Source organism: Pseudomonas sp. MS19 (genome assembly GCF_013277615.1).
Classification (GTDB): Bacteria; Pseudomonadota; Gammaproteobacteria; order Pseudomonadales; family Pseudomonadaceae; genus Aquipseudomonas; species Aquipseudomonas marincola.
This window is the reverse complement of record NZ_VBTO01000005.1, coordinates 471,396-496,654: the sequence shown is the minus strand read 5'-3', so window position 1 is coordinate 496,654 and position 25,259 is coordinate 471,396. Positions and strand designations below refer to the sequence as shown.

The 25,259-nt window shown below is 57.6% G+C and carries 21 protein-coding genes and 1 pseudogene; 18 read left to right on the top strand and 4 right to left on the bottom strand.

Annotated elements, in window-relative coordinates; all coding sequences use genetic code 11:
* Window positions 1-241: 241 nt before the first annotated feature.
* A complete protein-coding gene (locus FEZ62_RS04675) occupies window positions 242-1,357 on the top strand; it encodes a LysR substrate-binding domain-containing protein (RefSeq protein ID WP_201970324.1) in 1,116 nt (371 codons plus the stop codon).
* 172 nt (window positions 1,358-1,529) lie between these two features.
* On the opposite strand, the gene uraH is transcribed toward FEZ62_RS04675, so the two are convergent.
* Window positions 1,530-1,883, bottom strand: coding sequence for a hydroxyisourate hydrolase (gene uraH / locus FEZ62_RS04670; protein WP_090511086.1), 354 nt, complete (start codon window positions 1,881-1,883; stop codon window positions 1,530-1,532).
* A gap of 483 nt (window positions 1,884-2,366) precedes the next feature.
* On the opposite strand from uraH, the gene puuE reads away from it, so the two are divergent.
* The 9 genes from puuE (at window position 2,367) to FEZ62_RS04625 (ending at window position 12,895) form a co-directional block, all read left to right on the top strand.
* Window positions 2,367-3,299: an allantoinase PuuE gene (puuE, locus tag FEZ62_RS04665; RefSeq protein WP_172926959.1), complete on the top strand. Its 933-nt coding sequence runs from the start codon at window positions 2,367-2,369 to the stop codon at window positions 3,297-3,299.
* The gene (gene uraD / locus FEZ62_RS04660; RefSeq protein WP_090511078.1) at window positions 3,296-3,811 is read left to right on the top strand and encodes a 2-oxo-4-hydroxy-4-carboxy-5-ureidoimidazoline decarboxylase; all 516 of its coding nucleotides are present in this window, start codon (window positions 3,296-3,298) and stop codon (window positions 3,809-3,811) included. Before puuE ends, uraD begins: the two co-directional genes overlap by 4 nt.
* Before the next feature lie 68 nt (window positions 3,812-3,879).
* Window positions 3,880-4,875 (top strand): allantoicase, encoded by a 996-nt coding sequence (alc, locus tag FEZ62_RS04655; RefSeq protein WP_172926958.1) that lies wholly within the window; start codon window positions 3,880-3,882, stop codon window positions 4,873-4,875.
* Window positions 4,876-4,977: 102 nt separating this feature from the next.
* Window positions 4,978-5,481, top strand: coding sequence for an ureidoglycolate lyase (locus FEZ62_RS04650; RefSeq protein ID WP_172926957.1), 504 nt, complete (start codon window positions 4,978-4,980; stop codon window positions 5,479-5,481).
* A 50-nt stretch (window positions 5,482-5,531) separates the two neighbouring features.
* The gene (locus tag FEZ62_RS04645; protein WP_172926956.1) at window positions 5,532-6,848 is read left to right on the top strand and encodes a urate hydroxylase PuuD; all 1,317 of its coding nucleotides are present in this window, start codon (window positions 5,532-5,534) and stop codon (window positions 6,846-6,848) included.
* A 151-nt stretch (window positions 6,849-6,999) separates the two neighbouring features.
* Window positions 7,000-8,355 carry a nucleobase:cation symporter-2 family protein gene (locus FEZ62_RS04640; protein WP_069900513.1) on the top strand — a complete coding sequence of 452 codons (1,356 nt, stop codon included), beginning with the start codon at window positions 7,000-7,002 and terminating at the stop codon, window positions 8,353-8,355.
* Between the two features lie 269 nt (window positions 8,356-8,624).
* Entirely contained in the window at window positions 8,625-10,169 is a 1,545-nt protein-coding gene (locus FEZ62_RS04635; RefSeq protein ID WP_172926955.1) for a nucleobase:cation symporter-2 family protein, read from the top strand.
* A gap of 37 nt (window positions 10,170-10,206) precedes the next feature.
* Window positions 10,207-11,067, top strand: coding sequence for an outer membrane protein OmpK (locus FEZ62_RS04630; RefSeq protein WP_172926954.1), 861 nt, complete (start codon window positions 10,207-10,209; stop codon window positions 11,065-11,067).
* A gap of 373 nt (window positions 11,068-11,440) precedes the next feature.
* Complete coding sequence (locus FEZ62_RS04625) at window positions 11,441-12,895, top strand: NCS1 family nucleobase:cation symporter-1 (RefSeq protein WP_172926953.1); 1,455 nt, start codon at window positions 11,441-11,443, stop codon at window positions 12,893-12,895.
* Window positions 12,896-12,945: 50 nt separating this feature from the next.
* On the opposite strand, the gene FEZ62_RS04620 is transcribed toward FEZ62_RS04625, so the two are convergent.
* Both FEZ62_RS04620 and moaA read right to left on the bottom strand, forming a co-directional pair.
* On the bottom strand, window positions 12,946-13,773 hold the full coding sequence (locus FEZ62_RS04620; RefSeq protein ID WP_172926952.1) for a transporter substrate-binding domain-containing protein: 828 nt from the start codon (window positions 13,771-13,773) through the stop codon (window positions 12,946-12,948).
* Between the two features lie 140 nt (window positions 13,774-13,913).
* A pseudogene (gene moaA / locus FEZ62_RS04615) lies at window positions 13,914-14,918 on the bottom strand (GTP 3',8-cyclase MoaA).
* Between the two features lie 219 nt (window positions 14,919-15,137).
* On the opposite strand from moaA, the gene FEZ62_RS04610 reads away from it, so the two are divergent.
* On the top strand, window positions 15,138-15,776 hold the full coding sequence (locus FEZ62_RS04610; RefSeq protein WP_172926951.1) for a TetR/AcrR family transcriptional regulator: 639 nt from the start codon (window positions 15,138-15,140) through the stop codon (window positions 15,774-15,776).
* 73 nt (window positions 15,777-15,849) lie between these two features.
* On the opposite strand, the gene FEZ62_RS04605 is transcribed toward FEZ62_RS04610, so the two are convergent.
* Window positions 15,850-16,290, bottom strand: a complete 441-nt coding sequence (locus FEZ62_RS04605; RefSeq protein ID WP_172926950.1) for a heme-binding protein — start codon at window positions 16,288-16,290, stop codon at window positions 15,850-15,852.
* A 332-nt stretch (window positions 16,291-16,622) separates the two neighbouring features.
* On the opposite strand from FEZ62_RS04605, the gene gcl reads away from it, so the two are divergent.
* From gcl to FEZ62_RS04570, 7 genes are all read left to right on the top strand, one after another.
* Window positions 16,623-18,398, top strand: coding sequence for a glyoxylate carboligase (gene gcl / locus FEZ62_RS04600; RefSeq protein ID WP_172926949.1), 1,776 nt, complete (start codon window positions 16,623-16,625; stop codon window positions 18,396-18,398).
* A gap of 117 nt (window positions 18,399-18,515) precedes the next feature.
* Window positions 18,516-19,298, top strand: coding sequence for a hydroxypyruvate isomerase (hyi, locus tag FEZ62_RS04595; protein WP_172926948.1), 783 nt, complete (start codon window positions 18,516-18,518; stop codon window positions 19,296-19,298).
* 11 nt (window positions 19,299-19,309) lie between these two features.
* On the top strand, window positions 19,310-20,200 hold the full coding sequence (locus FEZ62_RS04590) for a 2-hydroxy-3-oxopropionate reductase (protein ID WP_172926947.1): 891 nt from the start codon (window positions 19,310-19,312) through the stop codon (window positions 20,198-20,200).
* 271 nt (window positions 20,201-20,471) lie between these two features.
* On the top strand, window positions 20,472-21,746 hold the full coding sequence (locus FEZ62_RS04585) for a glycerate kinase (RefSeq protein WP_090515248.1): 1,275 nt from the start codon (window positions 20,472-20,474) through the stop codon (window positions 21,744-21,746).
* A gap of 47 nt (window positions 21,747-21,793) precedes the next feature.
* Window positions 21,794-23,209: a pyruvate kinase gene (gene pyk / locus FEZ62_RS04580; RefSeq protein WP_090515250.1), complete on the top strand. Its 1,416-nt coding sequence runs from the start codon at window positions 21,794-21,796 to the stop codon at window positions 23,207-23,209.
* A 141-nt stretch (window positions 23,210-23,350) separates the two neighbouring features.
* Window positions 23,351-24,256 (top strand): urea transporter, encoded by a 906-nt coding sequence (locus FEZ62_RS04575; RefSeq protein ID WP_172926946.1) that lies wholly within the window; start codon window positions 23,351-23,353, stop codon window positions 24,254-24,256.
* Between the two features lie 105 nt (window positions 24,257-24,361).
* Window positions 24,362-25,237, top strand: coding sequence for an ion transporter (locus FEZ62_RS04570; protein ID WP_172926945.1), 876 nt, complete (start codon window positions 24,362-24,364; stop codon window positions 25,235-25,237).
* Window positions 25,238-25,259 lie beyond the last annotated feature (22 nt).

Sequence of the window (25,259 nt, the reverse complement as noted above, 5' to 3'; positions counted from 1 at the left end):
TGTTCATCTGCCACCTACGTTTTTGTTCTCGTTGTCACTAACGTTCACAGCCGAGGCGTTACAATTACTGCGTCGAATGCTGATTAAAATACACAGCTGCAGTCTCACAACTGCTTTAATCAATCCACTGCCGTATGCAGTAAATGCTTATTACTTTCCAGCGTGTGGAGAATAATTAAGCGTGGGCTGTAATCTATGCGAATGGCCTGCAGTCGCCGCTGCTTTCAGCGGTAACTGAACCATGGATAAATTGGCAGATATGTACAGGATGTACTTGCAGGGTCATGGCGGTCTCGTAACATTGTTTTTATTGATGCAGCCAGCACTCAATGTGCCGGCTGCGTGTGAAACACGACTTGATGACCTGATAGTCACCAATTCACATCATCAGTACAAATCTTATTTATTTAGAATATCATCAGTTTTTTTTATGGAGTTCAGCATGAACCTGCGCCAAATGGAGGCTTTCCGCGCCATCATGCTTACCGGCTCTGTTTCAGAAGCAGCCAAACGGCTGTTCAAGACACAGCCGGCTGTGAGCATGATGATCGCAGGACTAGAAAGCGAAATAGGCTTCAAGCTTTTTGAACGCCGTAAACGCAGACTGTACCCGACGCCTGAAGCCAAATACCTCTACTCAGAAGTCGAAGGTATTTTTTCACGCATCTCTGATGTCTCACAAACCATTCAGGACATCCAAAACAGCCAGCATGGATTCCTACGCATAGGCTGTATGCCCGGCCCCTCTTATTCTTTCATGCCAGACCTGGTTGCTGACTTTCTCGAGGAGCACCCGCAGGTCCAGGTTTCGATGCAGACGCGCACGTCCGAAGGTGTGAGGGAATGGACCGCCTCCTCGCAATACGATGTTGGGCTTGCAGAAATAAGCGGGCCTGCCGCGTCGATCGACACAGAACTGTTCGATCTGGAATGTGTGTGCGCTTTACCAGCTGATCACCCGCTGGCGCAAATGGAGGTCATTACCCCCGAACTGCTGGATAACGAGCCGATGATTCTGCTGTATGCCGACCATGTCAGTGCGCACACACTCAATAGTCAGTTCGTCGCAGTGAACAGCCGCTTGAATGTGCGTTTGCGGACACGTTTCTTTATACCGGCTCTGCGCTTCGTCGAGCGGGGCCTGGGAATTTGTGTTGTTGATCCGATTACGGAGGCCAGTTATTTAGCAACCAGTGGCCATGACAAGATTGTCTTTCGCCCCTTCAGGCCCCTAGTGCCTTTTCGTGTTGGCATTATTTATCCCGAACACACACCCAAATCAAAAATGACGATCACCTTTGCCGAGCAGTTACGTCGCAGTCTGAAGCAGCTACAACGCCCCAGAATTATCGACTGACAATGCCATGTTCACGCACGACACACGCAGTGATCCAAGGTAAATATTTTGCCTGCGACCCACTTGGTTCCGAGTGCGCACTGGATAGATGAAACGCCACGCAAAAAAAAGCCCGCAGTGCGGCGGGCAAGGACTCTATTAATGAGTCAGAGGGTGACAAGCATTCGGTGCATCAGCTGCCGCGATATGTCGAGTAGCTGTATGGGGAAATCAGCAGCGGCACATGGTAGTGCTCCTGATTGGCGTCGATGCCAAAACGCAGCACAACCACATCGAGAAACGCCGGATCAGGCAGGGCAACGCCGCGGGCACGGTAGTAGTCGCCTGCATGGAAGTGCAGTTGGTAGACGCCGGTACGGTAATCGTCGCCTTGCAGAACTGGCGCGTCGCAACGGCCATCGGAGTTGGTCAATACGCTGGTGAGCAATTCCAGCTGCGCGCCTTCTACGCGGTACAGCTCGATTTTCAACTCGCTGCCCGGGCAGCCGTGAGCTGCATCCAGAACGTGGGTGGTTAATCGTCCCATGGCTTCAGGGCGCCAGCAGCCTCAGCTGCACCAGCACCACACCTCCTCTACTGTTTGAATGTTGACGAATCCAGCGTTCTCGCCGCGCCGGCCTGCTGCTATATAAAGCACAAGGCCCGCTGACCTGCAGCCGCTGATTCGCAGTTGTTGGCAGAATAGCATGCAATAAAATATTTGCGACACTTTTTTGATAAATTGTACACAATGTCAAAAGCATCACGCCTGAACCACTGCCGCAAACTGCCAGGCCAAATTTGCTCATCGCCAGACCATGAAGGCACTGTGGCGCAAAGAGCTGACCATTTAGGCAAGTTTCTTGCTAGGGATTCAATACAACCATTGGCTATGACTGCTCATGAAAAATAGCTAAATTTTAGATTTACAAAACATCATCTACTTTGTATACAATTAGCCCATCACGGTCGCCAGTCCAAAAAGTCGGGCAGTGCAATGACCGCAACACCATTACAAAGGAAGACTGCAGTGAGCGCTGAATACCCTCGCGACCTGATCGGTTACGCCAACAATCCACCGCATCCGCAGTGGCCGAATGATGCCCGCATCGCCCTCTCGTTTGTCCTCAACTATGAGGAAGGTGGCGAACGCAACATTTTGCATGGCGACAAGGAATCTGAAGCGTTCTTATCGGAAATGGTTTCGGCTCAGCCGCTGCAAGGCGAACGCAATATGAGCATGGAATCACTTTACGAGTACGGCAGCCGTGCCGGTGTGTGGCGCCTGCTCAAGGTGTTCCAGAAGCACAATATTCCGCTGACTATCTTTGCCGTAGCGATGGCAGCCGAGCGCCATCCTGAGGTGATCAAGGCGATGGTTGCTGCAGGCCACGAGATCTGCAGCCACGGTTATCGCTGGATCGACTATCAGTACATGGATGAGCAGCAGGAGCGCGAGCACATGCTCGAAGCGATCCGCATCTTCACCGAACTGACTGGCGAGCGCCCACTGGGCTGGTACACCGGCCGCACAGGTCCGAACACTCGCCGTATCGTTATGGAAGAAGGCGGATTCCTCTATGACTCCGACACCTACGACGATGATCTGCCTTACTGGGACCCGGCCAGCACCGAGGCCAAGCCACACTTGGTGATCCCTTACACGCTGGACACCAACGACATGCGCTTCACGCAAGTGCAGGGTTTCAACAAGGGTGACGATTTCTTCGAATACCTCAAAGACGCCTTCGACGTGCTGTATGCCGAAGGCCTTGAAGGCGCACCGAAAATGCTCTCGATCGGCATGCATTGCCGCTTGTTAGGTCGCCCCGCTCGTCTCGCGGCTTTGGCGCGGTTCATCGAATACGTCAACAGCCATGAAAAAGTCTGGATCGCCCGCCGCGTAGATATCGCGCGCCATTGGCATGCCACACACCCGTTCAAGCAGGAGCACGCAAAATGAGCCGTTTTCAGACCCTGACGCCGTCGCAGCTAAGCCGCGAGGACTTCGTCAGCGCCTTTGCCGACATTTATGAGCACTCACCGTGGGTTGCCGAAAAGGCTTATGACCTGGGTGCAGATGACACGCTCAATGACATTGATGGCCTGCATCAGCGCATGGCCGATATTTTGCTCAGTGCCAGCCGCGAAACCCAACTGGCATTGATCAACGCTCACCCGGACCTCGCTGGTAAAGCGGCGGTTCGCGGTGAACTGACCGCCTCCTCCACGTCGGAGCAGGCCGGTGCGGGCATTCAGGATTGCACCGCCGAGGAGTTTGCCCGCTTCACCGAACTGAACGACGCCTACAAGGCCAAGTTCGGCTTCATTTTCATCATGGCGGTAAAAGGCAGCAACCGTCACCAGATCCTGGCGGCTTTCGAGGAGCGCATACATAACTCCCCGGAACAGGAATTCGCCCGTGCTCTGGCTGAAATAAACAAGATTGCGTTGTTCCGTCTGCAGCAGCTCTAGCTCCGACCGGAGAACTCTGCATACAGCGACGCAACTATTCCCTACGCCCTCATTTAAGGCAGACATTCATGAAAGCTTACGCCGTACCTTTCGAAAAATACGTCAACCTCGCCGACGCCCGTCTGGGAACCAAGGCCATTTCGGTAACCGATGACTGGTTCGCCGATGTTAACCGCCTGTTCCAGCCGACCCCGGCCGTATGGAAGGAGGGCGTTTTCGATGACAACGGCAAGTGGATGGACGGCTGGGAGTCACGCCGCAAGCGCTTTGAAGGCTACGACAGCGCGGTGATTCGTCTGGGCGTACCGGGCTCGATCAAGGGTGTTGATATTGACACCAGTTTCTTCACCGGCAACTTCCCGCCGTCAGCCTCGCTTGAAGGCTGCTTTGTTGCAGAAGGTGACCCGAGCGACGCCACCGAGTGGACCGAAGTACTCAGCGCTGTTGAGCTGCAAGGCAACAGCCACCACTATCACGAAATCAACAATGCTCAGGCGTTCACCCACCTGCGTTTTAACATCTATCCGGATGGCGGTGTTGCCCGTTTGCGCGTTTATGGTATTCCGTTCCGCGACTGGAGCGCTGTTGGCGACAACGAAGAAGTCGATCTGGCGGCTGCACTCAATGGCGGTCGCGCACTGGCTTGCTCAGACGAGCACTTCGGCCGCATGAGCAACATCCTCAACCCGGGTCGCGGCATCAACATGGGCGACGGCTGGGAAACCGCACGCCGCCGCACACCGGGTAATGACTGGGTCATCGTCGCACTCGGCGCGCCGGGCTCAATCGAACGCATCGTTGTCGACACCCTGCACTTCAAAGGCAACTACCCGGACAGCTGCTCGATTCAGGGCGCATTCGTCAAGGGCGGCACCGACAGCCAGATCGAAACCCAGAGCCTGTTCTGGCGCGAACTGCTGCCAAGCCAGAAACTGGAAATGCACGCCGAGCACGAGTTCAGCGAGCAGATCAAAGACCTCGGCACCATCACCCACGTGCGCATCAATGTGTTCCCGGATGGTGGCATCAGCCGTCTGCGCCTGTTCGGCAAAGTGGCCAAGTAAACAGCAACACCGCGAGTCCTGCAGGGCGCACTGCCCTGCAGGCAACAGAATTTAGATCGGCAGGCGTGAGGTTGAATGCGCTTGCCTTGAAGAGAAAACGACATGCGTAAACTGATCATCGAGCCTTTGAGCAAAGAAGCCTTCGCCCCTTTCGGCGACGTCATCGAGACCGAAGGCAGCGAGTATTTCATGATCAATAACGGCTCAACCCGCCGCTATCACAAACTGGCCGAGGTCGAGACCGCGCAGCCAGACGATAAGGCAATCATCAGTATTTTCAGCGCCGAAGCACTGGAAATGCCGTTGACCGTACGCATGTTGGAACGCCATCCGCAGGGCAGTCAGGCGTTTATACCGCTGCTCGGCAACCCCTTTCTGATCGTGGTCGCGCCAGTTGGCGATGTACCTGATTCAGAGCTTGTCCAGGCTTTTCTGAGTAATGGAAAGCAGGGCATTAATTACCATCGCGGCGTTTGGCACCACCCGGTGCTTACGATCGAAAAGCGGGATGACTTCCTGGTGGTTGATCGCAGTGGTTCTGGCAACAACTGCGATGAGTACTTCTTTACTGAGGATGCGCAGCTGCTCCTCAACCCCCACCAATAAGAGAAGCCCAGGGGACCTGATTTCAGGCACTGGGAGAAGAGGTAAAGACTGTGGAAGCACATTTGATTGAATGGCTGAACCTGAGCGTGCGCTGGGTTCACATGATCGTCGGTATCGCCTGGATCGGCGCGTCCTTCTATTTCGTATGGCTGGAGAACAACCTCAACCGCGTTAACCCCAAAGACGGCCTGGCAGGCGATTTGTGGGCAATTCACGGCGGCGGTATCTACCACCTCGAAAAATACAAACTGGCCCCGCCGAAAATGCCGGAAAACCTGCATTGGTTTAAGTGGGAAGCCTACTGGACGTGGATGTCCGGCGTTACCCTGTTGATGGTGGTTTACTACCTCAACCCATCGCTCTACCTGATTGCGCCAGGCAGTGATCTGGCGCCAGGCGCGGCTATCGCCATCGGCATCGGTTCGCTGGTTGCGGGCTGGTTCATCTACGACATCCTCTGCGACTCGGCGCTGGGTAAGCAACCTGCCCTGCTCGGCTTTGTGCTGTTCATTCTGCTGGTCGGCGCAGCATTCGGTCTGAGCCATGTGTTCAGCGGCCGCGGTGCTTATATCCATGTCGGCGCGATTATCGGCACCATCATGGTCGGTAACGTATTCCGCACCATCATGCCGGCTCAGCGCGCACTGGTTAAGGCCATCGAAGAAGGCAGCACGCCAGATCCGGCACTGCCAGCCAAAGGCCTGCTGCGTTCACGCCACAACAACTACTTCACCTTGCCGGTGCTGTTCATCATGATCAGCAACCACTTCCCAAGCACTTACGGCAGCAGCTACAACTGGCTGATTCTCGCCGGTATCGCAATTGCTGCGGTGTTGATCCGCCACTACTTCAACACCCGCCACAACAGCAACAAGTTCGCCTGGGCATTGCCTGCCGGTGCACTGGCGATGATCTGCCTGGCATTTGTTACAGGCCCGGCTTCACAGCCTGCCATGCCAACCGCCAGCCAGCCTGCCGCGATCAAATATGCACCGCTGCCAGCCACTGCAATGCCAGGGCCGGGTGCTGCAAAGCCGATACAGCCGCAAGCACCTGCTGCGCCTGAACAACCGCAACAAGCCAGCACTGCACCAGCCGCTGGCGGCGAAGGTTTTGCCCAGGTCCACAGTGTGATTCAGGAACGTTGTTCGGTGTGCCATTCGGCCAAGCCGAGCAGCCCGATGTTCAGCGCAGCCCCTGCCGGCGTGATGTTTGATACCCCGCAGCAGATCCAGCAGCAGGCGGCGCGTATTCAGGCGCAAGCTGTAGCAACACAGACCATGCCGCTGGGCAACATCACCCAGATGACGCAAGCGGAACGTGATTTGATCGGCCAGTGGATTGCACAAGGCGCGCAAATCAATTGATTGACCCGATGCCGCACCGCTCACCCGGTGCGGCATTTTTGTATCTGCAATAAAGCTGACTTGCTAGTGCCACCCATCGAACGCACTCCGTGCGACATGATGATTTGGCTGCCCCGCGACTGATAAAAATAAAAGCGCTTGAGGTGTTTGCATGACCCGGTTGAATAACAACTCGGCGGCCGTTTCTGCCGTCGATCAGCGTCTGCCCTGGCTGCAGATGCTTCTGGTGAGTTTTCAGCATGTGCTGCTGATGTACGGCGGTGCGATTGCCGTGCCGCTGATCATTGGCGAAGCCGTCGGTTTATCCAGGGAAGAAGTCGCGTTTCTGATCAACGCCGATTTGCTGGTAGCCGGTGCAGCAACACTGGTGCAATCGCTCGGCATCGGCCCGATGGGCATACGGATGCCGATCATGATGGGCGCAAGCTTTGCCGCTGTCGGCAGCATGGTCGCCATGGCCGGTACGCCCGGCATCGGCCTCACCGGCATATTCGGGGCGACCATCGCCGCTGGATTTTTCGGCATGCTGATCGCACCGTTCATGTCACGCATCGTGCACTTCTTCCCGCCGCTGGTGACCGGCACCGTGATCACTTCAATCGGCCTGTCGCTATTTCCCGCGGCCATCAATTGGGCCGGTGGTGGCAGCGATGCAACCCAGTTCGGCGACCTTAAATACCTGGCCATTTCGGCGATGGTGCTGATCTCGATTCTGCTGATCAATCGCTTCATGCGCGGATTCTGGGTCAACGTTTCGGTACTGGTCGGCATGCTGCTGGGCTACGCCATTTCAGCGTGTCTGGGCATGGTCGATCTCAGCGGGTTGTCTCAAGCGCCATGGCTGCAAGTGGTTACTCCGCTGCATTTCGGCATGCCGCAGTTCAGCCTCGCGCCGATTCTGTCTATGTGCCTGGTGGTGGTCATTATCTTTGTTGAATCAACAGGCATGTTTATCGCGCTGGGCAAAATCACGGAACAGGAAATCACCCCGGCCAAGCTGCGACGCGGCCTGCTGTGCGACGCTGGCGCATCGTTTGTCGCGGGTATTTTCAATACCTTCACTCATTCATCGTTCGCCCAGAATATTGGTCTGGTGCAGATGACAGGCGTGCGCAGCCGGTTTGTCACCGCTTGCGCCGGCTGCATGCTGATCACCTTGAGCTTGCTGCCCAAGGCGGCCTTTCTGGTGGCCTCGATTCCGCCGGCGGTATTGGGCGGCGCCGGCATTGCGATGTTCGGCATGGTTGCCGCAACCGGCATCAATATCTTGCAGGAAGCCAACATTGCCGACCGCCGCAATCAATTGCTGGTCGCCGTTAGCATCGGCATGGGCCTCGCCCCGGTGGTACGTCCAGAGCTGTTTGCTCAACTGCCACAGTGGATGGACCCAATTACTCACAGCGGTATAGCCCTGGCGACGCTGAGCGCCGTCTCGCTGAATCTGCTGTTCAACATCCTTGGTGGCGCCGACCGTGCGCAGCTGGTCCGCCAACCCGCCAGCCACTGATACAAAACAAGGCTCATCCCTGTGTTGGGCCTTGTTCTCCCGCCTTAAAGCCCCCCTCTTCACATCCGCCAATCAGCCCGCTGTTTGGCAGATGACCATGCATCCACTTTTTGTACACATAATCACAATAAATTGTTTTTACGCTTGTAAACAAATTGCTATAGTCGATATATTCTGACCGATCAGACAACTTTCTGATGTGCAGATTGAGGCGCCGTGAAGCCTCGTGTAAGCCCATGACCGTATAAAAAAAACAGGCAGGCTCCAACATGACCGCTACTCGCTCGACCCCAGCCCAAGCTCCGTCTGCAAAAAGCAGCGAGCTGATCTATCAACTCGATGACCGCCCCGCTTTCGGCCCCGCGCTGTTCGCAGCCTTGCAGCATGTTCTGGCCAGTTTCGTTGGCATCATCACCCCCACCCTGATTATCGGTAACGTGCTTGGCCTCGGTGCTCATGTACCGTATCTGGTGAGCATGGCGCTGTTCGTGTCCGGCATCGGCACCTTCGTGCAGGCACGCCGCATTGGCCCAATCGGTTCAGGCCTGCTCTGCCTGCAAGGCACCAGTTTCGGTTTTCTCAGTGTGATTCTCAGCGCTGGATTCATCGTCAAGGGGCGCGGCGGCAGCCCGGAAGATATTCTCGCGACCCTGTTTGGCGTGTGTTTTTGCGCCGCCTTTGTCGAGATCGCATTCAGCCAGTTCATCAACAAACTGCGTCAGGTCATTACCCCTGTCGTGACTGGCACCATCATCTGCCTGATGGGCTTGTCGCTGATCAAAGTCGCCATGACCGACATCGCCGGTGGCTTCGGCGCCAAAGATTTTGGCGCCTTGCATAACCTCGGGCTGGGCGGAGTGGTCATGGCCACAATCATTATCTTCAACCGCTTCAAGTCGCAGGCCGTGCGGCTCAGCGCCGTGGTAGCCGGCTTGCTGCTGGGCTCGCTGGTAGCGTGGTTTACCGGCCAGCTGAGCTTTGCCGATATGCCGGATGTACCGCTGGTCAGCGTGCCGCAGCCGTTCAAATACGGCTTCAGCTTCGACTGGATTGCATTCGTGCCGGTCGCGGTGATTTTCCTGATTACCCCGCTGGAAACCGCTGGCGACCTGACAGCCAACTCGATCATCTCCAAACAACCTGTCACCGGCCCGCTGTACCTGCGCCGGATCAAGTCCGGTGTGCTCGCCGACGGCTGCACCTCGGCAATGGCCGCCGTGTTCAACAGCCTGCCAATGACCACATTCAGCCAGAACAACGGGGTTATCCAACTCACAGGCGTAGCCAGCCGCCATGTCGGCCTCTACATCGCTGGCATTCTGGTGCTGCTTGGATTGTTCCCGATTGTCGGCGCCGTTCTGCAAATGATGCCCAAGCCAGTACTCGGCGGCGCCACGCTGATCATGTTCGGCACGGTGGGTGTTGCCGGTATCAAGATTCTCGCCGAGGCCGGACTGCATCGGCGCAACGTCATGATCGTGGCCATTTCGCTCGGCCTCGGGCTCGGCGTTGCCGGTGTACCCGAAGTGCTTTCGCAGATGCCGGACACCTTGAAAAACATCTTTGGCTCACCGATCACCATTGGTGCAATGAGCGCCATTTTGCTGAGTTTCTTCCTGCCCGAAGAACACGCCCTTGAAGTGGCTGAAGACGATTTCGACCCCGAAGCGCACCTGCATTCGGTACTCCAGGATTCACAAGATAAGACACCGCAAGTCGCGACCGAGCAGCCACAAGCTAGCCCGCAGCGTTATCCCGCACCTGCCCAAGGCCAACCCGGCACCTACCCAGCAGTCGCAAACGGCCAGCTGTGAACACATATCCCACAACTCAAACAATAAGGAAGACCCGATGAACCTGAAGCGACTGCCCCTCTGCCTCTCACTCACGGCAGGCCTGTTTGCAGCCCAGCACGCCAACGCCGATGACCTGCTGTACTGGCAGAGCAACAGCCTGTCGTACCTCAACGGCAGCAATTTCCAGCGTGGCAACTTCAACGCCGAAGAACAACGCTCGCAATCGACCTTCACCTTCGAACACGCCAGCGGCTGGGTGTGGGGCGATATTTTCTACTTCCTCGACTATGTAAATGCCGACAACCTGCAATCACGCGGCAGTTTCAGCAACGGCACCTTCGAGCAGAAAGAGCACAACACTTTTTACTACATGGAGTTCTCGCCACGGGTAAGCCTCAGTTGGCTGACTGGCCAGGATCTTTCGGCCGGGCCGCTTAAGGACGTGAAAGCGGCCTTTACCTATGAAAAAGGCGAAGGCGGCCCAGGCACTGAAAACTACCTGTACGGCCTCGGTTTCGACTGGAATGTGCCGGGCTTTGCGTTCCTCAATACCAATATTTACCGGGTGAAGATCAACAACCACGTATTCTTTGCCGACCAGAACAGCAACGGCTACACCGAGCAACTGACCGTTGCAGGCGCCTATCCTTTCGCCGTTGGCGAGCAGGACTTTTTGATCGACGGTTACGTCGACTGGCGCGCACCGTCTGATGAGGCCGGCACCCAGACTTCGGTCGGCTCCTCGATCCAGATCAAGTGGGATGCGGGTAAAGCGCTGTTCAATCAGGACAAGAAGCTTTATGTCGGTACCGAGCTGAACATGTGGCACAACAAATACGGCGTTAAGCCGGTAGACGGCTCGGCTGATGGCTTCGACCAGACCGCCGTTCAGGCGCTGGTGAAGTACTACTTCTAACGCCTGAGTTGTACCCGACAAGGCAATTGCGCAGCCGCGCAGTTGCCTTTTTTTGTGAACGCAGATTGGGCGGTCGTAAGCACCTTGCGGATTGACTAGGCACTCGCCGTATACCGCCATGACGGTTTGCCTTGCAGGCTAACCATCCTCCGCCAATGGGCGATGGGCGATGGGCGATGGCAGGCATGAGCCTGCATGACGCATCAGTCATTTAAAAACCAATTAGACTCACCAGAGTTTTGTTGCGCTATCCAGCCAATCATGTGTACAACTGTCGCCACCAAGCCAATCCGAACACGGCATAACTGGAACGCAAACTGCATACAATTATCAAATAAACGTGCAACTACCGACTCTGAGCCAAGGAAGTTCAATGCCTGCTGAAGACCTAAAAATAAAACACATCGAACCGACGCTGTATAACGACGACCTTGCACCGCTTGAGCATGCCAAGCGCAACTGGGGCAGTTTCGAGATATTCAACGTCTGGTCCAACGATATTCAGAGCCTCTTCGGCTACACACTGGCTGCAACCCTGTTCATTTCCTACGGCCTTAGCGGCTGGGCTGTGCTGGCCGGGATTGTGCTGGCAGGCTTCATTGTTATGGGTCTGGTACAGCTAACCGGGAAGCCATCGGTTAAATACGGTGTGCCATTTCCGGTCATGGCACGCGCCAGCATGGGCGTTCGTGGTGCAAATTTCCCGGCGCTGGTGCGCGCAATCGTCGCCATCTTCTGGTACGGCGTGCAGAGTTACTTCGCCTCAACCGCGGTTGCACTGCTGCTTAACTCCGTTACCGGTGCCAGCACCGAGCCGGTGTTTCTCGGGCTGAGCGCGGTTGGCTGGTTGTCCTATGTATTGGTCTGCGCGTTTCAGGTCATGTTGTTTATGCGCGGCATCGAGTGGATCACCAAGTTCCTGAACTGGGCCGGCCCATTTGTTTATGCCGTGATGATCGTGCTGATGATCGTGATCTGGTACAAAGCCGGCCCGAGTTTGCTCGATGAACTGGGTACAATCTTCAGCGGTCAGGGCGAGTTTGCCGCCGGCCCGGTCGCCGCATTTGCCACGGTAGTGGGCACGATGGTCGCCTACTTTGCAGCTGTGGTGATCAACTACGGCGACTTTGCGCGCTTCGTCAAAAGCCAGAAGCAAATGACCATCGGCAACTTTCTGGGGCTACCGGTGAGCCTGGCGATTTTCTCGCTGATCGCCCTGATCATTACCGCTGGCACGGTGGTGGTGTTCGGTGAAACGCTGACCAACCCGACCGATATCATCGCCCGCGTCGACAACCTGACCCTGACCATCATTGCCGCGATCACCTTCTTCGCCGCAACTGTCGGGATCAATCTGGTCGCCAACTTCATACCGCCCGCCTACGACATCGCCAACCTTGCACCGGCTCGCATCAGCGCGCGCACGGGTGGTTTCATTACCGCGGCCATTGCGTTCGTTATCGGCGCGCTGTGGATTGCCTTCATCAGCAAGGTCGGTATCGCCGGCTTCGTTGATACTCTGGGCGCAGTGCTGGCGCCGCTCTACGGCATTATCGTTGCGGACTACTATCTGGTACGTAAGCAACAACTCAACCTGCAAGACCTGTTCATCACAGAAACCAGCGGTGCTTACTATTACGACAACGGCTGGAACCGCAAAGCGATGCTGGCGTTCGGCGCTGCTTCGGTGTTCTCGGTCTGCACGGTCTGGGTGCCAAGCTTGAGTATTTTCTCCGGCTATTCATGGCTGTTCGGCGCCTTCCTTGGCGCGGCCCTGCATTACCTGCTGATGCGCAAGCAAGTCGCATTGGTTGCCGTTACCGAATAAGCCCGATGAACTTCGGTCGTGCCCAGCGCGGCCTGCGCACGACCGAAGGTTTACTCAGGGCTGGTTGACTGCTGCGCTGTTTCGGCCCGGGCTTTTTGCCGCTTTAGAAAGTCGACCTTCCACTGTTCCATCCCCAGGTATTCTGAATCCAGATTGGCCTCGACCCGGTACTTGCGTTTCAGGGCCGCGACCTCGCTGGCGTGCGCGCTCAGATAGCGGTCAAAGCTGGCAATTACCTGCGGCTGTTTGCGGGTCGAGAGCTGGTACTGAATGCGCGTGTATGGCAGCGACGGATCGAACACCAGCGCTCCCGGGCGTGTACTGATGGTGTCGAGATAATGCGTGGCCACCACCACGTTGTAATACGCACCATCGGTGTCTTTTTTCAGCGCCTGATTGATCATCGAACGCAAGTCATCATTGGCCACCCAGTCCACCGGCTGCGCGGCAAAACCCTGCGGCGTCCAGCCGTTGACGATGGCCAGACGCTGTAGCTGTTGCTGCGGCCTGCCAACCCGGCCAGGCGCGACCAGCACGCCATCGACCGACTCAACGATGTCAGCGCTGTACACCAGTGCACTGCCCGCCTTGGCGGACGCCGTCCATGTTGGATTGTCCGGGTATTTGAAGTCGACCTCGCCACTGAACAAGGCCGGTAACAGTTGCTCGACTGGCAACGGTTTGTAGATCAGCTCTACCCCGCTGTCCGCTGCAAATCCATCGAACAGCTCGCGGGCAAAACCGCGAAACTGACCGTGTTTATCGACTGAATAGTGTGGCGCAAATGCAACGGCTTCAACGCCCACAACATAGCTCTGCGCGGCTGTATTGCCGGCAAATACTGCGATGCAAATACCGCATAGGTAGCTCGGATGCACATTGATCTCCCGATTATCGTTGGATTAAGGAGTAGAACCAATCGCTGTTACTGGCGCTGCGTACAGCACCACCGAAGAAGCCCGCATTAGCGGGCGCGATGAGTTTTCTGGCGGGGTTCGGCAGCTAACGAAGCATTAAGCTAGCCACCGGTCATGCTCATGAAACGAATGACTTGCACCTGCTCGTCGTTGGCAAAATGGTGACGCTCAGGCTTGAGCTGCAAGGCATCACATAATGCCGCCTGCAATCGCTGGGTATCGCCCGGATGTGCACGCATCAGTTGCTTGAGATCCAGCGCATTATCATGGCCCAGACACAACACCAACTTGCCTTCGGCGGTCACCCGAACCCGGTTGCAGGCGCCGCAAAAATTGTTGCTGTGCGGGGAGATGAAACCCACCCGCGTGTCGGTTCCCGTCACTTGCCAATAACGCGATGGCCCGCCGGTAAGCTTGCTGCTGGCTTGCAGGCTGTAGCGCTGCTCGATGCGTTCGCGCACCTCGCTGCTTGAGCAAAAGGTCAGTTGGCGCTGATGGCTGGTCACGCTGCCCAGCGGCATCTCCTCGATAAAGCTAATGTCGAGACCGCGCCCCACGGCAAACTCGACCAGTTCGAGAACCTCATCATCGTTATGGCCTTTCTGAATCACGCTGTTGAGTTTGATCTTGCTGAAACCCAGCTGGCGGGCGGCATCGATTCCACCGATCACCTGATCCAGCATGTCGCGCCGGGTGAGCGCTGTAAACCGTTAGCGCTTGAGCGAATCGAGGCTGACATTGAGCCGGTCGACACCCGCTTCAAACAGTTGCCCGGCCATGGCGGATAGTTGCGAGCCATTGGTGGTAATCGCCAAGTCTTCAAGTTCGGCGCGCGCGCCCAGACGCCTGAGCAAAGACACAAGATTCTTGCGCACCAGCGGTTCGCCGCCCGTGATGCGAATGCGCTTAACCCCCAAACCGATGAAGGCATCGGCCAGGGCGTAGAGTTCTTCCAGGCTGAGAATTTGCTCACGCGGGGCGAACACCATGTCTTCGCCCATGCAGTAAGTGCAGCGAAAATCACAGCGGTCAGTGACAGACAAGCGTAAGTAGGTGATGCGCCGCCCGAACGGGTCGACTAGTTGTGCAGGTTGGGCATTAAGCAAATCAGGTCTCCGGATTCTGGGAGCCGGTTATTTGTTGTTGGAGTCCGCGGACAGATGAATAGAAACAGAAAAAGCATTTTGTGTACACGATTTATTGACCCAAAAGTCAGGATAACGTGCACAACGAGCCCGGAGGCTGGCTTGAGACTCAAGTAAGCAGGGTGATAACATGCCCGACCGCCGCTTTATTCGAGCGATTCAAGGGACATCAAAGGGCATATGACCAGCATTCGCGAGCGCAACAAAGAACTGATCTTGCGTGCGGCCAGTGAAGAGTTTGCAGACAAGGGCTTCGCCGCCACTAAAACCAGCGATATCGCTGCCAAAGCCGGCCTGCCTAAACCTAACGTCTACTACTACTTCAAGTCGAAAGAAAACCTCTACCGCGAGGTACTCGAAAGCATTATCGAGCCCTTGCAAGCAGCCTCCTCGATCTTCAATCAACCGGGCTTACCGGCCGATGTCTTGAGTGGCTACATTCGCTCGAAAATCCGTATTTCCCGCGACCTTCCCTTTGCCTCCAAGGTATTTGCCAGCGAGATTATGCACGGTGCGCCGCACTTGTCGCCCGAACAAACCGAGCAACTCAACGCCCAGGCCAAGCACAATATTTCCTGCATTCGCCGCTGGATCGATCAGGGCTTGATGGCCGAGGTTGATCCGCATCACCTGATGTTCAGCATCTGGGCTGCGACGCAGACCTACGCCGACTTCGACTGGCAGATTTCTACCGTCACCGGTAAAGCCAAGCTCGAAGACGCCGACTATGACGCCGCCACGCAAACCATTACCCGGCTGGTTCTCAAAGGTTGCGAAATCACCGAGCGCGCGCCTGTCGCTTCTGAACAAGTGGGCTGAAAACACCCACTCCTCGCCTGCAATAATGCCCAAGGCATAGCGCGACGCAGAACGCCGTCGCGCCCGCCAAATCTCAGGCCGCCACGCCCGCATCGGCTTTAAAGCCAATCGACTCGATCGCGCTGATTGCGCATTGCTCGTCGATATCCGAGGTATCGCCGGTAATCCCGACCGCGCCAATCACCTCACCTTGCGCATCACGGATCAGCACACCACCTGGCGCCGGAACCAGATTGCCGTCGGCCAGGTTGTTCACCGCCCCGATAAACGCCGGACGCTTTTGTGCATCAGCGGCGATAAAACGCGAGCCCTTGCCTAACGCCACCGCACCCCAAGCCTTGCCGATGGCAATTTGCGGGCGCAGCAAGCTGGCGCCGTCCTGACGTTGCAAGCTGATCAAGTGGCCACCTGCATCGAGCACCGCGACGGTCAGCGGTGCAGACTTGATCTCGGCCCCCACCGCCATTGCGCATTGGGTAATACACGTTGCCATTTCCAGAGTGAGCGTATTCATGAATTCACCTTCCTCAAGTTAATAAATCAACACGCACCCGGCGGCAGCTACCGAGTTGGGTGCGTTTTCAAAGCTGGCATCACTATCCTCATCATGAGCAAAAAACTCAACAGCAAGAACACAATATTATTTGTGATTGTATACATTAGTTAGCTTGGCAACATTCAAAGATCGCGCAATTACTGCACAAGCCGCGTCAAACAGGCGTTTAAAAAGAATCGGACCGTGCAGTCAGGTAAGCGCGAAAAATTGTTGACCGCAAACTCAAGCTCTGAATAGAATCAGCACCAAGCAACATGTATACAATTTAACAATAAAAGAGGCACAAGATTATGGCCAAAATGAGAGCAATCGAGGCTGCCGTACTGGTGATGCGCCGCGAAGGCGTTGAAACTGCGTTCGGCATTCCCGGCGCCGCAATCAACCCGCTGTACGCGGCACTGAATAAAGTGGGCGGCATCGACCACGTCTTGGCCCGTCACGTTGAAGGCGCCTCGCACATGGCCGAGGGTTACACCCGCACCAACGCCGGCAACATCGGCGTGTGCATCGGCACATCCGGCCCGGCGGGCACCGACATGGTCACCGGCCTCTACTCTGCCAGCGCTGACTCCATCCCGATTCTGTGCATCACCGGCCAGGCGCCGCGTGCGCGCATGCACAAAGAAGATTTTCAGGCTGTCGATATCACCAGCATCGTCAAACCTGTAACCAAGTGGGCAACCACTGTGATGGAGCCGGGCCAAGTGCCGCGCGCCTTCCAGAAAGCCTTCTACGAGATGCGTTCCGGTCGCCCTGGCCCGGTACTGATCGATCTGCCATTCGATGTACAGATGGCCGAGATCGAATTCGACATCGACGCCTACGAGCCGTTGCCGCTGGCCAAACCTGCTGCCACTCGCGTGCAGGCTGAAAAAGCCATTGCCATGCTCAACGAAGCCGAGCGCCCATTGCTGGTGGCCGGCGGCGGTATTTTCAACGCCGATGCAGCGGCCAAACTGGTTGAGTTCGCCGAGCTGACTGGCGTGCCGGTCGTGCCGACCCTGATGGGCTGGGGTTCGATTCCGGACGACCACAAACTGATGGTCGGCATGGTTGGCCTGCAGACTTCACACCGTTACGGCAACGCCACCCTGCTGGAATCCGATCTGGTATTTGGCATCGGCAATCGCTGGGCTAACCGCCACACCGGCACCGTTGAGGTGTACACCGAAGGCCGCAAGTTCATCCACGTGGATATTGAGCCGACGCAAATCGGCCGTGTATTCAACCCGGATCTGGGCATTGTTTCCGACGCAGGCGCGGCACTGGATGCATTCCTGGCTGTTGCCCGCGAGTGGAAAAACGCTGGCAAATTGAAAGACCGCAGCAGCTGGGTTGAAGCCTGCCGCGAGCGCAAGCGTACGCTGCAGCGCAAGACTCACTTCGACAACGTGCCGGTGAAACCGCAGCGCGTATACGAAGAAATGAACGAGTTCTTCGGTAAAGACACCTGCTACGTGACCACAATCGGTCTGTCGCAGATTGCCGGTGCGCAGTTCCTCCACGTCTACAAGCCGCGCCACTGGATCAACTGTGGTCAGGCTGGCCCGCTGGGCTGGACAGTGCCTGCAGCATTGGGCGTGGCCAAGGCCGACCCGAGCCGCAACATCGTCGCGTTGTCTGGCGACTATGACTTCCAGTTCATGATCGAAGAGTTGGCCGTAGGCGCACAGTTCAACCTGCCTTACATCCACGTCGTGGTGAACAACTCCTATCTGGGCCTGATCCGTCAGGCGCAGCGCGGCTTTGAGATGGATTACTGCGTGCAGTTGGCGTTCGAGAACATCAACGCACCCGAGCTTAACGGCTACGGCGTGGATCACGTTGCCGTGGTTGAAGGCCTGGGCTGTAAAGCCATCCGCGTCTTCGAGCCAAACGACTTGCAAGCTGCGTTCGCCAAAGCCAAGGCCTTGATGGAAGAGCACCGCGTACCGGTTGTGGTTGAAGTGATTCTGGAGCGTGTCACCAACATCTCCATGGGCACTGAAATCAACGCCATCAACGAGTTTGAAGAACTCGCTGCACGCGGCGCTGATGCCCCGTCTGCCATCGCTTTGCTGGATTGATTCAACGCTGGCTGGCCGTCCTTTCGGGGGCGGCCGCCGGGTGCAACCGTAAAGCGCTCAATGCCACCTGTGTTGACTGTGCTTTGCGCTATCCACCCCACTCTCAAGGAGCATTTTATGCCTCGTTTCGCTGCCAACTTGTCCATGTTGTTCACCGAAGTGGACTTCATGGATCGCTTCGCCGCTGCTGCCGACGCAGGTTTCAGCGGTGTTGAATACCTGTTTCCGTACGACTTCCCAGCCACCGAAATCAAAGCACAACTCGACAGCAACAAGCTTGAGCAAGTGCTGTTCAACCTGCCTGCTGGTGACTGGGCCAGCGGCTCTCGCGGCATCGCCTGCCACCCGGACCGGGTTGAAGAATTCCGCGCCGGTGTCGACAGCGCAATCGCCTACGCCAAGGTTCTGGGCAATACCCAGATCAACTGCCTGGCCGGTATTCGCCCGCAAGGCTATGACTGCGCAAGCATCGAGAAAACCTTCGTCGAAAACCTGAAGTTTGCCGCCGAAAAACTCGAAGCGGCCGGGATCAAGCTGGTCATGGAAATGATCAACACCCGCGACATTCCGGGCTTCTACCTGAACACCACAGCGCAGGCGCTGGCGATTCGCGACAAGGTCGCAAGCAGCAATCTGTACCTGCAATACGACATCTATCACATGCAAATCATGGAAGGTGATCTGGCCCGTACCGTGGCGGACAACCTGGCTGTGATCAACCATGTGCAACTCGCCGACAACCCGGGCCGCAACGAGCCGGGCACTGGCGAGATCAACTACCGCTTCATGTTCGAACACCTGGACCGCATTGGCTACCAGGGCTGGATTGGCTGCGAATACAAGCCTGCCACCACCACCGCTGCCGGCCTCGGCTGGATGAAAGCGCACAACGCGATTTAAGGAGCATTAACATGGCTAAGATTGGTTTTATCGGCACCGGCATCATGGGCAAGCCTATGGCCGAGAACCTGCAAAAAGCAGGTCATCAACTGTTTCTCTCCACCCACCACGACGCCGCACCGGATGATCTGGTCGCCGCAGGCGCCATCGCGCTGGCCAACCCGAAGGAAGTCGCGCAGGAAGCCGAGTTCATTATCGTCATGGTGCCGGATACCCCGCACGTAGAAGACGTGCTGTTCCGCAGCGAAGGCGTTGCCGAAGGTGTAGGCCCGAACAAGGTGGTGATCGACATGAGCTCGATCTCGCCAAGCGCGACCAAAACCTTCGCTGACAAGATCAAGGCCACTGGCGCTGCTTACCTCGACGCACCGGTTTCCGGCGGCGAAGTGGGCGCCAAGGCAGCAACCCTGTCGATCATGGTCGGTGGTTGCCCGAACGCCTTTGAACGCGCCCTGCCGCTGTTCCAGTCGATGGGTAAGAACATTACCCGCGTTGGCGGCAACGGCGACGGCCAAACAGCCAAAGTGGCTAACCAGATTATCGTCGCCCTGAACATTCAGGCCGTGGGTGAAGCCCTGCTGTTTGCGGCCAAGAACGGCGCAGATCCGGCCAAGGTGCGTGAAGCACTGATGGGTGGTTTTGCCGGCTCGAAGATTCTCGAAGTTCACGGCGAGCGCATGATCAAGGGCTCCTTCGATCCGGGCTTCCGCATCAGCCTGCACCAGAAAGACCTAAACCTGGCTCTGGCTGGCGCACGCGAGTTGGGCCTGAATCTGCCGAACACCGCCAATGCTCAGCAAGTGTTCAGCACCTGCGCTGCTATCGGTGGCAGCAACTGGGACCACTCGGCACTGGTTAAAGGCCTTGAGCACATGGCCAACTTCTCGATCCGCAAGGACTGAGACCGGCGCGTACCGCCAGTCGAGCCGCAAGGCCCGCTCGCGGTAACGCCAAGAGCAACACATCAGGTGGCGTGCCCAAGGTAGGTTGGGCTCGCCATCTGATGCCCCTTTCGACCTCCCGGCAGCCGGTGTCACGGCCTGTCTGACGGGTTGGTCGATTCCAGTCCAGAGCGGCCGAGACCGGCAATTGTGGACTGTAATCGGCCCTGCACCATCGCCTTGCTGCCTTTGCTATGCCCTGCGGCCGCCGCCAACAACAAGAGAGCCTGCCATGTCCTTCGACCCGCAAACCCTGCTCCGCGACCTGTTCAATACCGCCATTGATGCCGCGCACCCACGCCATGTACTCGCCGATCATTTACCGGCGGATCGCAGCGGCCGGGTCATTGTGATTGGCGCGGGAAAGGCCGCCGCCGCCATGGCGGAAGTCATTGAGCGCGAATGGCAAGGCGAGGTCAGCGGGCTGGTGGTGACCCGTTATGGCCATGGCGCAGATTGCCGCAAGATCGAGGTGGTGGAAGCGGCTCACCCGGTGCCTGATGACGCCGGTGAGCGCGTGGCCAAACGCGTACTGGCGCTGGTCAGCAATCTTAGCGAAAGCGACCGGGTCATCTTCCTGTTGTCCGGTGGCGGCTCTTCCCTGCTCGCCCTGCCCGCCGAAGGCATTACCCTGCAAGACAAGCAGGCGATCAACAAAGCATTGCTGAAATCCGGCGCGACCATTGCCGAGATGAACTGCGTGCGCAAACATCTCTCGGCAATCAAGGGTGGCCGTCTGGCCAAGGCCAGTTGGCCCGCCACGGTTTACACCTACGCCATTTCCGATGTGCCTGGCGATGAGGCCACGGTGATTGCCTCCGGCCCAACTGTTGCAGACCCGAGCACTTCGGTTGAGGCGCTGGCGATATTGGCGCGCTACAACATCGAGATCACGGCCAACGTGCGCAAATGGCTGCAGGACCCGCGCTCAGAAACGGTCAAGCCCGGCGACCCGTGCCTGGCGCGTAGCCACTTCCAGCTGATCGCGACCCCGCAACAATCGCTGGAGGCGGCCGCCGCCAAAGTCCAAGCCGCCGGCCTGCCGGTACTGATTCTCGGCGACCTTGAGGGCGAAGCGCGTGACGTGGCCAAAGTCCATGCCGGTATTGCGCGTCAGGTCGTGCTGCACGGCCAGCCAATCAAGGCGCCCTGCGTGATTCTATCTGGCGGCGAAACCACGGTGACCGTGCGCGGCAATGGCCGTGGCGGGCGAAATGCCGAGTTCCTGCTGAGCCTCACCGAAAGCCTCAAGGGTCTGGACGGCGTGTACGCCATTGCCGGTGATACCGATGGCATCGACGGCTCCGAAGACAACGCGGGCGCGATCATGACGCCGTTCAGCTATGCGCGGGCTGGCCTGCAGAACCTCAGCGCGCGTGATGAGCTGGACAACAACAACGGCTACGGCTACTTCGCCGCACTCGATGAGCTGATCGTTACCGGCCCGACGTGCACCAACGTCAACGACTTCCGTGCGCTGCTGATCCTCGGCAACGAAGCGCAATAACTGCGCGGCGCACACACACCGAATTCCATCACTTCAAGAGCATCATCATGACGGCTGACAAGAAAGTAAAAATCCTCGCCACGCTGGGCCCGGCGATCAAAACCATCGACGACATCCGCCAGCTGGTCGAAGCCGGGGTGAACATTTTCCGCCTCAACTTCAGCCACGGCGAACATGCCGATCACGCCGAGCGTTACAACTGGGTGCGTGAAGTCGAACGCCAGCTGAACCAGCCCATCGGCATCCTGATGGACCTGCAAGGCCCGAAACTGCGCGTTGGCCGCTTCGCGGATGGCAAGGTCATGCTGCAACGCGGCGACAGTTTGCGCCTGGATCTGGATAAAACCCCGGGTAACGCCCAGCGCGTAAACCTGCCGCACCCGGAAATCATCGAAGCCCTGCAGCCTGGTATGAGCCTGCTGCTGGACGATGGCCGCCTGCGCCTGCAAGTGACGGCCAAACACAGCGATGCGGTTGATACCGAAGTCATTGCCGGCGGCGAGTTGTCGGACCGCAAAGGCGTTAACGTGCCCGAAGCCGTGCTGCAACTCAGCCCGCTGACCGAGAAGGATCGCCGCGACCTGAGCTTCGGCCTGGAGCTGGGTGTGGACTGGGTGGCGCTGTCGTTTGTGCAACGCCCGCAAGACATCATCGAGGCGCGCGAGCTGATTCAGGGTAAGGCGTTTCTGATGGCCAAGATCGAGAAGCCATCGGCAGTGACCCACCTCGAAGAAATCGCCACGCTGTGCGATGCAATCATGGTCGCCCGTGGCGATCTGGGTGTTGAAGTGCCGGCCGAGAACGTGCCGCGCATTCAGAAAGACATCATCCGCACCTGCCGCCAACTGGGTCGCCCGGTGGTTGTCGCCACGCAGATGCTGGAGTCGATGCGTTTCTCCCCGGCGCCGACCCGCGCTGAAGTCACCGACGTTGCCAATGCCGTGGCCGAAGGCGCAGACGCGGTGATGTTGTCGGCAGAGACCGCCTCCGGCGAGTACCCGCTGGAAGCTGTGGGCATGATGAGCAAAATCATTCGTCAGGTTGAAAGCGGCCCGGATTTTCAGGCGCAACTGGACGTCAGCCGCCCACAAGCCGAGGCCACCAGCTCCGATGCCATCAGCTGCGCCATCCGCCGCATCAGCGGAATTTTGCCGGTGGCGGCGCTGGTCAACTACACCGAGTCCGGCGCATCCAGCTTGCGTGCCTCGCGTGAACGGCCCAAGGCGCCAATTCTCAGTCTCACCCCAAACCTGCACACCGCGCGCCGCCTGACAGTGGCATGGGGCATTTATTCGGTGGTTAACGAACGCCTGCACAAGGTTGAGGAAGTCACCGCCACTGCGCTGGAAATAGCCCAAGCGCAAGGCATGGCCAAACGTGGCGACACCGTAGTCATTACCGCCGGCGAGCCTTTTGGTCAGCCGGGCAGCACCAACAGCCTGCGCATCGAAACCTTGCACTAACAGTGCGCACGAATGCGCCAAACGCATCGGCGTTTGGCGTAACCCGGGCAATCGCTCCACGAACAGCGACTGCATCTTTATGGCGCCTTCTGCATCTGCGGTCGGCGCTGTTTTTTATTGAGCCTGTTGCCGAGTCATTCGATGCAGCCCATTACCGAACACACCCTCAGCGGTTTTCGCGCCCTGCTCAACGGTTTCAGCCAGATATTCCTGCAGGCCAATCCGCGCTGCGGCCTGTTGGTGCTGTTGGCCCTGTGCACCGGCGCGCCCGACTTGCTCGGCGGCGCACTGCTTGGCGGGCTTTGCAGCATGCTCACCGCGCAACGCCGAGGTTACCCGGCGGCGGACATTAGCCAGGGTTTGTATGGCTACAACGGCATCCTGCTGGGAATTCTGATCACCAGCCAATTCAACTGGTCGCCACTCAACCCGCTGCTGATTATGTTCAGCGCAGGGGCATCAAGCCTGCTGCTCGCGCCGTGGATGGCGCGCATGCGCAAACGCCGGTGGCTCCCCGCCTTCACCTGTCCGTTTGTACTCCTCGGTTGGCTGGTCCTGCAGTTGGCTGATCCTCTGCAACTTGAAGTCACAGCCAACGCGACAGACTTGACGCATCAGCTCAATTGGCCAACCGCGTTGTCCGCCGTGGCGCGCGGATTGGGCCAGGTGATTTTTATCGACCGTCCACTGGCCGGAATTTGCCTGCTTTTGGGCCTGCTGATTGCCGATCGGCGTGCGGCATTGTGGGCACTGATCGGCACCAGTGCGGGGCTGGCGTTCGCCCTGTTGCAAGGCTGGGAGCAGCACAGTGCGCTGGCCGGGCTATTCGGCTACAACGCAGTGTTGACCGCCATCGCCGTGAGTCAGGTTAATCGCGGCGCGTGCCTGCCGGTGATCGGTATAGTTCTGGCATTGCTGCTGCAGCCGGGATTCAGCAGCCTGGGGCTGCCGGCGCTGACCATGCCGTTCATTCTCGCCTGCTGGTTGCTCAAGGCCAGCCAGCGACTGCTCAAGCAAAGTGCCAACGACTGCGCTCCGGTTAAATAAGTCCGGCGCGCAACAAGGTCGCCACTCAGGCTAAACTCCCTAGGCTAATCGCCGATTCACCCGCCTTGATCTAAGCGCGGACAACAGGGAGCACGCTAGCAGCACATGGATAACCATTTGAATTTGCGCCGCCGGATTTACCGGATCATCTTTTTCACCGACACCCCCGCCGGCCAGCGCTTCGACAATATTTTGCTGGTGACCATTCTGGCCAGCCTTGTGGTGGTGATGCTCGACAGCATCCAAGGCGTACACAGCCAATACAAGACGTTGATGTCGGGGCTTGAGTGGATGTTTACCGCCCTGTTCGCCGCCGAATATCTGGTGCGCATTTACTGTTCGCCAAAGCCGCTGCGCTACATTTTCAGCTTCTATGGCCTGATCGATTTACTGGCTATTTTGCCCGGCCTGCTGATTCTGCTGTTCCCGAGCGCCCAATACCTGCTCATCGTGCGGGTTATCCGGATGATGCGGGTGTTTCGCGTACTCAAGCTCAGCCCATACCTGCGCCAGGCCAATTTTTTGATGACCGCCCTGCGCGGCAGTCGTCAGAAGATCATCGTGTTCTTCTCCTGCATTGCTGTGCTGGTGACGGTATTCGGAACGCTGATGTACGTGATTGAAGGCCCGGAGCATGGTTTCACCAGCATCCCCAAAGGGATTTACTGGGCGGTTGTAACCCTGACCACGGTAGGCTTTGGCGATATTGTGCCGAAAACCGCGCTGGGCCAGTTTCTCTCGACGCTGGTGATGATTACCGGTTATTCGATTATCGCCGTGCCGACCGGCATATTCACCGCCGAGCTGGCCACCGCAATGAATGGCGGTGAAGGCCTTGAGCGCGAATGCCCAAGCTGCAAGAAACCCAGCCATGAGCCGAACGCGGCCTTCTGCAATCGCTGCGGCAATCCGCTCTATCCGCGTGAGGCGGATCAGCCCGCCGCCAGCCCGCCATCTGCAGCAGAGCAAGGCCCGGCTTGATCAAACGGCGCGCAGCTGTTGT